Source organism: Paenibacillus sp. J31P13 (genome assembly GCF_056269295.1).
This window is the reverse complement of the sequence record NZ_JBWDNR010000004.1, coordinates 373,147-387,871: the sequence shown is the minus strand read 5'-3', so window position 1 is coordinate 387,871 and position 14,725 is coordinate 373,147. Positions and strand designations below refer to the sequence as shown.

The window sequence follows — 14,725 nt, the reverse complement described above, 5'->3', positions numbered from 1 at the left end:
TGCAATCATCTATGAGCAGGCTAGGAGAGACTGCTAGAATCTGTCCACCAAATCTTGAAGTTGTCTCATTGCGGGGTATTTACGCTTAGCTATAAGATAGACGTACAAGCAGCGCAAAACACTTTTCAAGGGAGGCGATAAGCATGAAGATACACCAGAAGAGAAAGGCCAGTTGGATAGGCTTAATCTTGGCATTCAGCTTAATTTTCACAGGGTGCTCCACAGGAAATAATAAACCATCTTCAGAGGACAAGCCATCAAACAACCAGGGAAATGGGGCCAGTGAGGAAATAGACTGGAAGACGGTAAAAGCAGACATTCGATTTGTATATCCAGGGACATCAGAATCAGAGAAATTGTTCGCTGAGACATTCAAGGATGCAATGAAGGAGAAATACCCGAACGTTAATATTGAGTTTATGTACCTGTCATGGGCGGATATGGAGAAAAAAATCTCTGTCATGATCAGCACCGGCGATGTTCCGGATATCGCAACAACGCAGGATGTCACCAACTTTGTGCAGATGGATGGTCTAGAGGATCTAGCACCGTACATGCAGCGAGAGAACTCAACTGTACTTGCGGATAACTTCCTTCCCGGCACACTTGATTATTCATCCGTAGACGGCAAGATCTATGCTGCACCTGCAACAGCCAATGCTTTCAACCTAATGGTCAATGAAAAGATGCTTAATGATGTTGGTATGAAGATCGAAGATCTTCAAACATGGGCAGATATGGAGAAAGCAGCCGAGCTTATGACGAAGGACGGGAAATACGGATTCGGTTATCCGCTTGGTGTTGCTCGTTTCGCCTTCCGCGTACCGTTCACTGCCGGCTATAGCAATGATATTCTCATCTCCGATACATCAGAGGAGAGCAAGCAGAAATATGTCGAGCTGCTTAATCATTTCAAAAATCTAGAAGCCTATCAGCCGAAAGCGCATCTGACATGGGGTTATCCTGAAATGTTTAGAGCATACAGTAACGGTGAAGTCGGTATGATTCCTGCAGGTACCTTCTTCTCTGCAAACGTATACAGTATCAATCCGGATATTATCAACGTATCCCGTGCTATCCCGTACCCTAAAGGTCCTTCCGGTACCGAGGCAAATACGCCTGTTGCTAACTCAGGCTTTGGTATTTATAAGGGAAGCAAGAACAAGGAAGTGGCTTGGCGTTTAATTGAAGAGCTGCTATCACCAGAATTCAACAGCACGCAAGCAGCGATTCTTAATATTTCGGCAGAGAAAGCAACAAGTCTGGAAGAGGTCATTAAGAAAGCAGAGAATGTATATCCAAAGGCTATTGATGGGCATAAACGCGTCATTGAGGATTTCTTAAGCATTGTTGAGAAGTCAGGCGTACCCATGGACAAAATTGTCGGACAACCGGAGATGGAAACCGTTGTACAAGAAATTATGGTCAAGCTTTTGACGAACAAGCTGAGCCCAGAAGAAGCATACGATGCCATTAAGAAAGGCATTGATCCGATTACAACCAAATATGCGAAATAAGAAGCTTATCGCTTAATAGTAGAGGGGACTCCTTGATTCGGTTTACCGGAGTCCCCTTTGCTATACGCAAAAGAATGGACTGGGTGAGGAGAGTGGCATGATGACCCGCAAGTTTTTTAGATTACACGGCTTTGGCTATATGCTTCTGGCGCCTGCTGTACTCTATTTGATCGCTTTTCAGTTTTATCCGTTGTTTGAGACCATCCGTCTCAGCTTATTCGATTATTCCTTAATTTCCAGCAAAGGCATGTCATTCATCGGTTTGGATAACTATATTTACTTGCTAACGGAAGATGATAAATTTTGGAAAATAATGTGGAACAGCCTCGTTTGGGTTATTGGATCGACGGTATTTCAATTTGCGGTCGCGATTCCGGCTGCTTTGATACTAAATACCAAGCTTCGCTCCCGCGGGCTATGGCGCGGTTTGATGATGGTTCCATGGGTATCGCCAGTCGTCATTATCGGAATCGTGTGGAAATGGATTTACGACGGACATAACGGCTTGGCGAACCATTATTTGACCGCTTGGCATGTTATTCAGGAGAACATCGTATGGCTGGGAGATGAGTTCTGGGTATGGCCCGCGCTCCTGTTGACCTCCGTATGGAAAGGGTTCCCTTACATTGCGCTAATGCTCTTATCGGGCTTAACGGGCATCTCGAAGGAGATGATGGAAGCTGCGGAGATGGATGGAGCTACCGCTTGGCAACGTTTAATCCGCATCGTGCTTCCGCTGCTTAAACCGATTATGTACGTCACAGGTATGGTGTCTATTGTATCCTCATGGACGAAATTCGAAATGATCTGGGCACTGACTAATGGGGGTCCAGGTTTTGAGACAAGCATTTTGCCTACTTATGTATATACAAATGCATTCGTTTATTATGATTTGGGCAGAGGGTCCGCAATTGCGGCGCTGTCGATGGTAGTTGTCCTTCTACTGGTAGGCATCTATGCGAAATTATTCGGCAAGGAAAACGATTAGAAGGGTGAGATTATGAAAGAGACGCTATCGCTACGCACAATTAAATACTCAGGGCTAACGATTCTGATGGTATTCACCCTTCTCCCTTTCCTATGGCTTGTAGATACAACGTTCAAGAGCACGGAGGAAATGTTCGCTTCGACTCCTTCGTGGTGGATATCCCACTTTACTTTTGAACATTACGCATGGGCAATCGGTGAGCAAGGAATGAATATCGGCAAATTGCTATCCAACTCTATTATCGTATGCTTGTTCACTGCCATATGTACGGGATTAATTGCATGTGTCAGCGGATATGGCTTAGCTAGATTTAAAGTTCCGGGCATTAGCTTAGTTATTGTATTATTCGTTCTGGCTCAAATGATACAAGGTCCGTTGATTATGATTCCGTGGTACAAGCTTGCTTCTGCCTTCTCTCTATTGAATACGAAGACGGTTCTTGTTCTTATCTATAATACGATGACTATTCCTGTTGCCGTATGGATAATGAGCGGGTTTTTCAAAAGCGTACCTAAGGAGCTGGAGGAAGCTGCCTACATGGACGGCTCCACTAAGATCAAAACCTTGTTTAATATCATGGTTCCGATGGCGCTGCCAGGACTCGTGTCCGTCAGCTTGTATTCATTCATTCTCGGGTGGAATGATTACCAGTACTCTCTCATTTTGACCAGCTCATTGGCAGCCAAGACCGTTCAAGTCGGAATTGCCGAAGTAATGGAAAGCATGGGGGCAGCGAACTGGGGCGGTATTCTTGCCAGCGGTGTTATCGTTATTTTGCCTATTATACTTATTTTCTCCCTTATACAAAAGCTATTGATTGAAGGGTTAACCGCAGGCGGCATTAAAGGATAAATCGAAACTAGATGATGATAGGAGAATGATAACGATGAGTTCAAACCAAACAAAGTACGCGCAACTTCAAGGTATTATTCCAGCCCTTATTACACCTTACGATAAGAATGGGAAAATTAGTGATCCAATAACTCGTCAATTGGTCAGACATTTGATGGGACAAGGTGTTTCCGGATTTTATTTGAGCGGCAGCACCGGTGAAGGTTTTCTGCAAACGATTGAGGAACGCCAATATTTATTGGAAATCGTCATGGACGAGGTCAAAAAAGAACTGCCTATTATCGCGCATGTCGGCGCCATGGATACAGAAACTGCCGTACGACTAACTCGTCATGCTTATGAGGTCGGTGCTACGGCAGTATCGGCTGTTACTCCGTTCTACTATAAACATGGTTCAGAACAAATTAAGCGTCATTATATAGATATCGCTGAAGCGGCTGACATCCCATTAATTGCATATCATTTTCCAGATATGACCGGATCGAAGCAGTCTGCGGAATTTTACAAGGAGCTTTCACAGGTGGATGGCATTATCGGCTTGAAATTTACAAATACGAACGTGTACGAAATGCAGCAGATTATGGACATTTGCGGCGAGGATTTCCTTGTTTTTAACGGTCCAGACGAGATTTGTTTGGCTGGTCTAACGATGGGCGCATGCGGAGCGATCGGATCTACCTACAACATTATGCCGGCGAAGTTTGCTGAGCTGTACAAACTGTTTAAGGCGGGTAAAATTGCGGAAGCAAGAGCAATTCAATACGAGGTCAATCGCGTTATTCATGAGCTGCTAAAATATGATTTTATCGCTTTCGAGCGTGAAGTCTTGCGGCTTCAAGGTATTGATGTCGGTATTCCGCGTAAACCGATTCAGCAATTAACCGACGGGCAGCGTGCTGATATTTACGAAACGGTTAAACGATTCCCTTTCTTGAATGTGCAATAACGTCAGAGGAGCTGAATACAAATGACGAAAAGAGTTAACGTACTGCAGCTGTTTGATTTAAAGGGCAAAGTCGCATTGGTTACAGGCGGGAACAATCTGGGTTATGATGCAGCGGAGGCGCTCGCTGAGCTGGGTGCGACGGTTGTGATTACACGTCGCCAGCAAGACGAAGCCGATAAGACGGCGGCGCAGCTGGCAGCGGATACAGGAGCAGAAGTTACAGGTACGGAGCTGGAGGTGACAGACGAAGAGAGCTGGAAGAAGGCAGTGGATGGGATCATGGCTCAGTACGGACGAATTGATATTCTTATCAATAATGCCGGTGGGCGCAAAGTGTCGGTTGTGCCGGATACGATTGAAGGCGATCCCTCCTATGAATTTCTCGAGACACGTCTGTTGGAAGACTGGAAATATACGATGGACGCAAATTTAACGAGTGTTTTTCTAGGCTGCCGCACGGTAGCTCCGCATATGAAGAAGGCAAGATCCGGTAAAATTATTAATATGGCTTCTATCGATGGAATAGTAGGTCGCGATCTCAGAATTTATCCGGGATCGGGGCTGTCGCCAACAGTTCCAGATTATTTGGCAAGCAAGGCAGGCGTTATTAATCTGACGAAGGGAATCGGCGTTTCTTTGGCACCTTTCGGCATCTACGTCAATTCAATCTCACCGGGCGGCTTCTATCGCTCTCAACCGGATGCATTTGTAGAGAATTACACTAAGCTTGTTCCGTTAGGGAGAATGGGGCGCGATCGAATTGATCTGAAGGGCTCTGTAGCTTATTTAGCATCCTCAGCATCTGATTATACAGTGGGTCATAACCTTGTAATTGACGGTGGCTTGACGTCCTGGTAGTGATATCTTTAGAGAAATACGCCATAAAAAGCTAACAAAAAAAGAGGCATCCCCTCAAAAGGGATGCCTCTTATTGTTTTACTACAAAACCGAGTGCTTGCGTTCCCATACATAGCTGGCTAATCCGATGATCAGACCAAGACCAACTAGAGTAGCACCGACCCAAGGGAGTGCTTGAAGGGAGAGATGAGTAATGACCCAGCCGCCAATGAAAGCACCAGCAGCATTACCGAGATTACCGGCGGAATGGCTGGAGGTAGAGGCTAACGCTGGAGCAGCTTTTGCTAAGCTCATAATCCGCACTTGCAGACCTGGCATCACAGCGAAGGAGGCAGTGCCCCACAGAAAAATAGTGATTACAGAGGCTATCGGATTATGCACTGTGAGGGTGAATAGAGTAAGAATGATGCAGGTTGCAAAATAAATGCCAAGCAGCGAAGGCATCAGCTTCCAGTCCGCAAGCTTGCCGCCGACGATATTCCCAATCGTTACGCCGATACCGAAGATGACGAGAATCCAGGTTACACTGTGCTCTACAAAACCAGTTACACCTGTAAGAAGTGGCGTAATATAAGTAAATACAGTGAATAAGCCTGCGTTTCCAAGTGCGCCTATGAGGAGAAAAAGCATGAGCTTGGGCTTCATGAGCGAATGAATTTGCTTCGTGATACTTGCCGGTTTTTCCGGTTTAAGTTTAGGGATGAAGATGAATATCCCAATCAATGCTATGATTCCCATAATCGCAATAGCTCCGAATGAAGCACGCCATCCCATGTTTTGCCCGATAAATGTACCCAGTGGAACGCCGATAATATTCGCTATCGTTAAACCAGCCATCATAATGGATACCGCACCTGCTCGCCTATTTGGGGCGACAAGATTAGAGGCGATAACGGCTCCTACGCCAAAGAAGGTACCATGAGTCAAAGCTGTAATCATGCGGGCGGCCATTAGAACTCCATAGCTTGGAGCGAATACGGATATGCCGTTGCCTACAATGAATAGCACCATAAGCAGAAGCAGAAGCTTCTTTTGCGGAATGCGGTGAGTGAGAACGGTCAGTATAGGAGCGCCTACAGCAACCCCTAGAGCGTACATCGTAATGAGCTGTCCAGCAGTTGAAATACTGACATGAAGATCATCAGCGACATTGGGCAGAAGACCCATGATGACAAATTCAGTCATGCCAATAGCAAATGCGCCTACAGTAAGAGAGATGATAGAGATCGGAAATGATTCTTTGACACCTTTTGTTTGCTTTAAGCTTTTTGTTGGATTCATGCTGCAAATTGCGACCTTTCTAGTAATACTATTATTAGGCTCCATTTCGTTAGGTTGCAGAGCAAAGCTGACAAGACTGACAAGATAAGACCTGTTCTATATTATTTAGTTTTATGAAAATATTTTCAAGGAAAATATTTTTCCTATTAGCGGATCGGAATAATGGCATAGCCAAAAAAAGCGGCAAATATGCCGCTCAGTTTAGCTCACTTTAGCTGACTTCAGCTATCCCTGCTTTGCCCCGAGCCTCTCGATTTTATGAAGCCAGTTCTCACGAATCTTCGCTGTGCTCATCTTAACCTGCCCAATTTCCGTAATTCGGACAGGGTTTATTCCGCAAAATTGTAGAATACCGCGCTTCATGATGTGATGACCAGCTTGTCTAAGGAATATACGATAATACCAAGGCGGGGAATCCATCGTTACAATAAGCCGAGCAGTTTTTCCTTTTAACAATTTCTTTGTGAGCAGGGAATTAGGAATCGATTGAAAAGCAAAGCCCGGAAGAAAAATGCGATCAAAGAATCCCTTCATAATAGCAGGCATCGTACCCCACCAAGTCGGGTAAACGAATACTAGATGATCAGCCCAGCGAATCGATTCTTGGGCGGCGAGAAGATCCTCCTCCAGGTCCGTTCTCTTCTGGTATCCATATTTCAAGACAGGGTCGAACTTCAGGTCGCCAAGCGCTATCCATCGAACATTCGCACCGCTGCTGACTGCGCCTTTCTTATAGGCCTCCCCCAATGCGTTAGAGAAGCTTTTTGAATAGGGATGACCAACAATAATGGCAATATTTTTTCCCACAGTAATTCCTCCTCATTTCCATACGTATCATAGGAGCAACAATTGTTCTCCACGCTTTGAAAGGTCCATGATAAAATGGTATGAGCTTATTATAATGTCGCGGCATCCCTGCAAAACATGATGATAAGCGCTAATGTTATGTTCATTTGTGCAAGGGAGGAGAGATGCTTTTATGATGAAGAAAGGCGTTTCCGTATCACTTCTGTTCCCCATCAGAAAAACAATCGTATTCAAGGGATATGATTGGGACGCTTTTTGTACATATGCCTCTATCGACACTGATCTCTTGGGCCAAGCGGAAGCTCGTATCCCAGAGGATGATTTTGATCGTATTGTTCAGGCTGCTTCTATATATACAGGTGATGAGGTCTTTGGTTTGCATCAAGGGCAGGCGATGAGCATCTCTGACTTTGGCGTATTAGGTTACGTGATGCTGCATTCGAAGACGATAGGCAAGGCGCTGGAGGCTTATCAAAAATACAATATTATCGTTTGCAACCAGTTCAACGTAGATATTGAACCGCAGGGAGAGGATATCATTCTTCATATGTTTCTGACTCATTCCCCAGGGCCTCCAAGCAGGCATTGTTTGGAGGACATGGCGGCTTCCTTATACCATACGATGAGAGAATTAAGCTGCAGAATGATCGCCATTAAAGAGATTCAATTCATGCATAGCCAGCCAATGGGTAACGAGGAAGAGTATCAATTGGCATTTGGAGCTGTACCGCAGTTCCAGCATCAAGCCAATACGATGAGAATGAGCAAAGAGGTTTTGGACTATCCCATATTGAGTGCAGACACACGGCTGCTGGGTGTATTTGAAGTTATGGCGGAGGAAGCCAGAAGCAAGCTAACTCAGGGCTCTTTATTAACAGCTCAGATTAGCAAATGGATAATCGAATGCATGCCGTCCCGTTTTCCGACTTTGAAGGAGGCGGCTATGGAAATGAAAATGAGCGTAAGGACGCTGCAAGCGAAGCTAAAACAGGAAAACACATCGTATAACCGTTTGGCAAACGAAGTACGCAAGCAGCTTGCGATCATTTATTTGGCAAAACCGGAGTATACCATATCGGAAATTGCGTATCTGCTGCATTTCTCTGAGCCCAGTTCATTCGGGACTGCTTTTAAAAAGTGGACAGATGCAGCACCGGGCGAGTACCGATATCGAGCAGACCGTTTAGGATAAACGCAGCCCATATCATTTTCTTTTTTGAAGGAGTCATACTTGCAAGAATAGAGGTAGGCCGTCACTGAATGTGGCGGTCTTTTTTGTGCATATGCTTGAACGCTGGAAGTGAATATTACTTTGAAATCAATCTCATACTACCCTTTATCTGGAGGGGAAATACAATGACAAACATTCCACAACCCAAAACATTTGGGCCGCTTGGCAATCTACCATTAATCGATTTAGAAGAACCGCTTCAATCGATGGTAAAGCTGGCGGATCAGTATGGACCTATTTTTCGACTGGATATGCCGGGAAGGACCGAATTGCTTATTTCAGGTCATGAGCTGGTAGCCGATGCCTGTGATGAATCTCGTTTCGATAAAAAAATATGGATGCCGCTGGAGAAGGTTCGCGCTTTCGGAGGCGACGGTCTATTTACAAGTGAGACGAAGGAACCGAACTGGCAGAAAGCCCATAATATTTTGCTGCCAAGCTTCAGCCAAACGGCGATGCGCGGTTATCATAACATGATGGTAGATCTCGCCGTTCAGCTCATTCAGAAATGGGCGCGTTTAAACCCGGATGAGAGTGTGGACGTACCTGAGGATATGACTCGTCTGACACTGGATACAATCGGCTTATGCGGCTTCAACTACCGCTTCAACAGCTTTTATCGGGAACAGCCGCATCCTTTCATTACAAGTATGACGAGGGCTCTGGGGGAAGCAATGAACCAGCTGCAGCGACTTGGCATTCAAGATAAGCTGATGGTTATTACGAAGCGCCAGTTCAAGCATGACATTCAATTAATGTTCTCATTGGTGGATAACATTATTGCTGAACGCAAAGCGCATAGCAATGAGGGGAGCACTGACGATCTGCTCGCACATATGTTAAGCGGGAAAGATCCGGAGACAGGGGCAGCGCTGGACGATGAGAACATAAGATATCAAATTATCACTTTCCTTATCGCAGGACATGAAACAACAAGCGGCTTGCTGTCTTTTGCGCTGTATTATCTTCTGAAAAATCCAGATAAGCTAAAGAAAGCTTATGAAGAAGTGGATGAAGTGCTTACAGATCCTATTCCTAGTTATACGCAGGTTCGCGAGCTTAAATATATTCGAATGATTTTAAACGAAACGCTTCGGCTATGGCCAACTGCTCCAGCGTTTTCTTTGTATGCGAGGGAAGACACGCTTCTGGCAGGGAAGTACCCATTAAAAAAAGGAGAAAGCGTCACGGTATTAATTCCTAAGCTCCATCGTGATACCGAGGTATGGGGAGAGGATGTTGATGCGTTCGTTCCAGAACGATTCGAGGATCCTAGCGGTATTCCATATGATGCCTATAAGCCCTTCGGAAATGGCCAACGAGCTTGTATTGGTCAGCAGTTTGCTCTTCAAGAAGCAACACTGGTGATGGGAATGGTACTCAAGCAGTTCGAAATTATAGACCATACCAATTATCAGCTTAAAGTGAAGGAATCGTTAACGCTCAAACCAGATGGGTTCAAGATGCGTGTTCGTCCGCGGGGTGAAAGTGCTGTTTATACGATCAGCGCAGGAGGGAATGCATCAGAAAAACCCCTTGCAAAGGGAAGGCCAGAGGGACAGGGAACGGAATCAACCGTTGAAGCTCATAACACACCGCTGCTTGTCTTATATGGATCTAATATGGGCACGGCTGAGGGGATAGCTAGAGAACTAGCGGAAACGGCGCGTTTTCAAGGATTTTGCAGCGAGGTTGCGCCGCTGAACAGCCGAGTAGGCAAGCTGCCCAAAGAGGGGGCTGTCTTTATCATTTCCGCGTCTTATAACGGGAAGCCGCCAAGCAATGCACGAGAATTTGTGCAATGGCTAGAAGGTGCAGAGCAGAATGAGCTGGAGGGTGTACGGTATGCGGTATTTGGCTGCGGTGATCATAACTGGGCTAGTACATACCAATACATTCCTCGGTTGATTGATGAGGAGCTTGAGGCAAAAGGGGCGACGCGGCTTACGATTAGGGGTGAAGCCGATGCGAGCGGCGATTTCGAGAAGCAGGTTGAGGAATGGGGCGATAAGCTATGGCCAGACGTTCTCCGTGCTCTAGGTCTGAAAAGCAACGGCATACCGCAGCAGCAGCGCAGTACGCTGAGTGTGCAGTTTGTTAGCGGCTTGGTCGGAAGCCCGATTGCTTATAGCTATGATGCCCATCATGCTTATGTAGTGGAAAATCGCGAGCTGCAAGGCGAAGGCAGTGAAAGAAGCACCCGTCATATTGAAATTACGCTGCCAGAGGGAGCATCGTACCGGGAAGGAGACCATCTAGGCGTTATTCCTGAGAATGATCCAGCATTGGCGGAGTCTGTCCTGCGGCGTTACGAGCTGCACGGCAGTGATCATATTATCATTAGTGCCAGTGGTCGAAGTGTTGCGCATCTACCGCTTGATCGTCCTATTAGTGTCCATGACTTGCTTACTCATAATGTAGAACTGCAAGAGGCAGCTACACGTGCCCAGCTTCGTGAGTTGGCTGCATTCACCGTATGTCCACCGCATAAAAAAGAGCTGGAGGAACTTCTCGAGGAGGATGCATATGCGGAAAAGGTGCTCAGTAAACGGTTGACGATGCTGCATTTGCTCGAGAAATATCCGGCTTGCGAGCTGCCATTCGATCGATTCGTGGAGCTGCTTCCACCGCTTAAAGTACGATACTACTCCATCTCCAGTTCACCTAAGGTAGAGAAGGAGCGGGTCAGTATTACCGTCAGCGTTGTTCGCGGACCGGCCAGAAGCGGGCATGGCGAATACTACGGCGTGGCCTCCAACTATTTGGCAAAACGTCAGCCTGGAGATGCCATCTTCATGTTTGTGAATGATCCGGATTCGGGTTTTCAACTGCCGGAAAATCTGGAGACACCGATCATCATGGTGGGTCCGGGAACGGGGATTGCACCGTTTAGAGGGTTCTTGCAGGCACGCCAAGCGTTGAAGAACGAGGGCAAAAAGCTTGGAGAAGCTCATTTATATTTTGGTTGCCGCAATGGAGCGGATCAGTTGTACCATGATGAAATGGAGCAATTCCAGCAGGAGGGCGTCGTACGCTTGCATACGGCTTTTTCTCGAAAGGATGGGGTGGCTAAAACCTATGTTCAGCATCTTATGATGAAGAACGCATCGGAAATTATTGGGCTGCTGGATCAAGGCGGTATGCTTTATATATGCGGAGACGGCAGTAAAATGGCGCCAGAGGTAGAGCATACTCTGCAAGAGGCTTATCAACATAGTCATCAAGTAAGTGAGGAAGAAGCAATCAAGTGGTTGGAGCGGCTTCAAAACGAGGGACGTTATGCCAAAGATGTTTGGGCGGGCGTATGATAAAAACGAGTGGGCTTTCTGGTTTATGTACATAATTGTTTTCCAACAGGGGAACAATTATCCTATTGAGCAAGCATAAGAATGAAGGAGGGAAGAACTCTTAGAGATAAGAGCTCTTCCCTCCTTTCTTTCCCGAATAAATATTTTCATGTTAAGATGTCATTTGAGTAAAGAAATTCCAATCATCATGGCAATTCATTCCTAGAGCACAGGTGGTAGATGTATGCGTTCAATATGGCAGATTTACAAAACAGATTGGCTTAACATTTTCAAAGTACCGACCGGCATTTTTCTTATCATTGCCATCATTCTCCTTCCAAGCGTCTATGACTGGGTAAATATTAAATCAGTCTGGGACCCCTATAGCAATACACAAGGTGTTCTAATCGCCGTTACAAGCGAGGATCAGGGGACAAGCATTAACGGCAAAGAAATCAATATCGGAAACGAACTGATTAGCAACTTGAAAAATAACAAGAAGCTGGGTTGGCGGTTCGTAAGTCGAGGAAAAGCAGATGATGGTGTAAATAGAGGGAGCTATTATGCAAGTATTTTAATCCCTTCCAACTTCTCCTCTGAGATCACTGGCATTATTCAAGGGAAATTAGATAAGCCGGAAGTGATTTACACCGTTAATGAAAAAGTGAATGCTATCGCACCAAAAATCACCTCCTCGGGCGTCACATCCGTTGTGAAGGAGATCAATGAGAATTTCACGAAAGCGGTTAGCGAAGCTTTGCTAACAAAGCTTACGGAAGCTGGGGTTCAAATAGAAGAACAGCTGCCGACCATTCGTAAGATTGAGAATAGTATTTTTACACTGGAGAGCAAGCTTCCTGAAATCACGGCTGCCGGGCAGAAGGTGCTGGAGCTGGAGAAGAAGCTGCCTGAGATTCATGATAAAGCACAAATTATTATTGAGGTTGAGAAGAAGCTGCCCGAGATCAATAAGGCTGCACAATATATCGTTGAAATCCAGCAGAATTGGCCGAAAATTAGCGAGGCTGTCTCCGGTATTCTCGTTATTCAACAGAAGCTGCCAGAGCTTCAGAAAGCCGTTGCTCGCGTGCAAGAGCTGGATGCCAACTTTGACAAAGTAGCCGACACGGTTGCTACTGCGACCGAAAAAACAGGCAAGGCAATAGAAGTAGTGACAGCAGCGCAAAATTCACTCGACAAGATCGCCGAAATTGCGGATAAAGGGACAGCGTTCAGCAATCAAATCAGCGAGTTTCTAACTGCAAACAGCGGTACATTGGATACCCTTGCACCGATTATTAAACAAAACCTAACGCTGATACAGCAAGGCGTGGATGCCGTTGCTTTGCTTACAGAGCGGCTGCTCAACATCAATCCTGAAAATCTGCCTACTGCCGATGAGGTAAATGCAGTCAAAAATAGATTGAACACGGTTGAGCAGGTAGTGGGACACACGTATGCACTGCTAAACCAATTGAATAGCTATATACCGGGTCAACCGCTTAACGCTCAATTAGAACGCCTTCAAACCATTGACGAACAAATAAAGAGACAAACAGAAATTTTAGACAAAATAGCGACCGCTCTAGCAAGCGGACATGCACCTGCTAAAGATTTAGTTGAAGAACTAAATAAGCTAACGAAGAAGACGAGCGATGCATTGGGGGATATTTTGTCCGTGTATGACAGTGAGATTATTCCACAGCTGACCAAAGGAATAGAGGAACTGAAGACGGTTGCAGGCTCATCTTCTGAGAAGCTTCAGGCGGCCAAGAATAGGCTGCCGGCTATTAAAGTTATATTGCAGGAAGCCAAGGCTGGACTGGAATTTGGTCAAGCGGAATTGATTGCAATGGGGAAGCAAATGCCGCAAATTCGGGCCAAGGTTCACGAACTTGCGCAAGGTCTTGAATCCAAGGTAAACACTTTTGCATCGGTCATTAATAAAGCAGCGCCTTTCGTTGCGAATAACCTCCCGGCAATCGGCAAGAAGCTGGATGAAGCAGCCTTATTCGTCAAAGAAGATTTGCCAGCAGCGGAGAAAGGGCTTGCCAGTCTAGCGGATTTTGTTCGCAACAAGCTCCCTGAGGTGGAATCTGGCGTTAGCAAAGTGGCTGGGCTTGTACGCACCGATCTGCCTCAGTTAGAGAAAGCCATCGGCCAAGCGGCAGATAAGCTTAGAGAAGTGGAGGGAAACAACCATTTCGCCGAGCTTGCGAAGCTGCTGCGCGGGGACATCGAGAAGGAAAGCGAGTTCTTGGCCAGTCCGGTACAGATTAAGGAAAACCGAACATACCCGATTCCGAATTACGGCTCAGCGATGTCGCCATTCTACTGTGTATTATCCCTATGGGTTGGCGCTACGTTATTGATTTCATTATTGAAGTCAGAAGCAAATAATCTGGAAGGGCGGTATCGCCCGTATCAGCTGTATTTAGGGCGATTGGCAACCTTTCTAACGATAGGCATGTTTCAAGCCCTAAGCATTACACTAGGCGACTTCTTTATTTTGAAAGCCTATGTGGCGGATAAATTAGAGTTTGTATTGTTTGCGATGCTGGTCAGCGCTGTTTTCGTCACGATTACGTTTACCCTTTTGTCCGTCTTCGGCAATGTAGGAAAGGGTATTGCGATTTTATTCATGGTATTCCAGTTTTCCAGCTCTGGAGGCACGTTTCCCATTAGCATGACGTCGCCCTTCTTCCAAGCGTTGAATCCATTTATGCCATTCACCTATGCGATCAGCTTGTTGAGAGAAGGGGTCGGCGGCGTTCTATGGGAAACGGCGCTTCGAGATATCATATGGCTGATTGGATTCATCGGCTTAAGCCTATGTATAGCTCTGTTCCTGAAGCGACCGCTCAGCGGCATCATCAAAAAATCGGCTGAGAATGCGAAGAAAACGAAGATCATTGCGTAATCGAAGTAACATTGCTCTCCATATTGGGCTAACGTTGC

The 14,725-nt window shown here is 45.9% G+C and carries 10 protein-coding genes; 8 read left to right on the top strand and 2 right to left on the bottom strand.

Annotated elements, in window-relative coordinates; translation table 11 throughout:
• Positions 1 to 143 precede the first annotated feature (143 nt).
• From AC0YOD_RS16020 to AC0YOD_RS16000, 5 genes are all read left to right on the top strand, one after another.
• Positions 144 to 1,517, top strand: coding sequence for an ABC transporter substrate-binding protein (locus AC0YOD_RS16020; protein ID WP_475800326.1), 1,374 nt, complete (start codon positions 144 to 146; stop codon positions 1,515 to 1,517).
• A gap of 100 nt (positions 1,518 to 1,617) precedes the next feature.
• Positions 1,618 to 2,505 carry a carbohydrate ABC transporter permease gene (locus AC0YOD_RS16015; protein WP_475800325.1) on the top strand — a complete coding sequence of 296 codons (888 nt, stop codon included), beginning with the start codon at positions 1,618 to 1,620 and terminating at the stop codon, positions 2,503 to 2,505.
• Between the two features lie 12 nt (positions 2,506 to 2,517).
• On the top strand, positions 2,518 to 3,357 hold the full coding sequence (locus tag AC0YOD_RS16010; protein ID WP_475800324.1) for a carbohydrate ABC transporter permease: 840 nt from the start codon (positions 2,518 to 2,520) through the stop codon (positions 3,355 to 3,357).
• A gap of 34 nt (positions 3,358 to 3,391) precedes the next feature.
• Entirely contained in the window at positions 3,392 to 4,303 is a 912-nt protein-coding gene (locus AC0YOD_RS16005; protein ID WP_475800323.1) for an N-acetylneuraminate lyase, read from the top strand.
• A 21-nt stretch (positions 4,304 to 4,324) separates the two neighbouring features.
• Positions 4,325 to 5,161 carry an SDR family NAD(P)-dependent oxidoreductase gene (locus AC0YOD_RS16000; protein ID WP_475800322.1) on the top strand — a complete coding sequence of 279 codons (837 nt, stop codon included), beginning with the start codon at positions 4,325 to 4,327 and terminating at the stop codon, positions 5,159 to 5,161.
• An 81-nt stretch (positions 5,162 to 5,242) separates the two neighbouring features.
• On the opposite strand, the gene AC0YOD_RS15995 is transcribed toward AC0YOD_RS16000, so the two are convergent.
• A complete protein-coding gene (locus tag AC0YOD_RS15995; RefSeq protein WP_475800321.1) occupies positions 5,243 to 6,442 on the bottom strand; it encodes an MFS transporter in 1,200 nt (399 codons plus the stop codon).
• Positions 6,443 to 6,667: 225 nt separating this feature from the next.
• Positions 6,668 to 7,249 (bottom strand): NAD(P)H-dependent oxidoreductase, encoded by a 582-nt coding sequence (locus tag AC0YOD_RS15990; protein ID WP_475800320.1) that lies wholly within the window; start codon positions 7,247 to 7,249, stop codon positions 6,668 to 6,670.
• 172 nt (positions 7,250 to 7,421) lie between these two features.
• Between AC0YOD_RS15990 and AC0YOD_RS15985 the strand changes: the two genes are divergently transcribed.
• From AC0YOD_RS15985 to AC0YOD_RS15975, 3 genes are all read left to right on the top strand, one after another.
• The gene (locus tag AC0YOD_RS15985) at positions 7,422 to 8,441 is read left to right on the top strand and encodes an AraC family transcriptional regulator (RefSeq protein ID WP_475800319.1); all 1,020 of its coding nucleotides are present in this window, start codon (positions 7,422 to 7,424) and stop codon (positions 8,439 to 8,441) included.
• A 164-nt stretch (positions 8,442 to 8,605) separates the two neighbouring features.
• On the top strand, positions 8,606 to 11,788 hold the full coding sequence (locus AC0YOD_RS15980) for a bifunctional cytochrome P450/NADPH--P450 reductase (RefSeq protein ID WP_475800318.1): 3,183 nt from the start codon (positions 8,606 to 8,608) through the stop codon (positions 11,786 to 11,788).
• A 223-nt stretch (positions 11,789 to 12,011) separates the two neighbouring features.
• Positions 12,012 to 14,687, top strand: coding sequence for a YhgE/Pip family protein (locus AC0YOD_RS15975; RefSeq protein WP_475800317.1), 2,676 nt, complete (start codon positions 12,012 to 12,014; stop codon positions 14,685 to 14,687).
• The last annotated feature ends 38 nt before the right edge of the window (positions 14,688 to 14,725 follow it).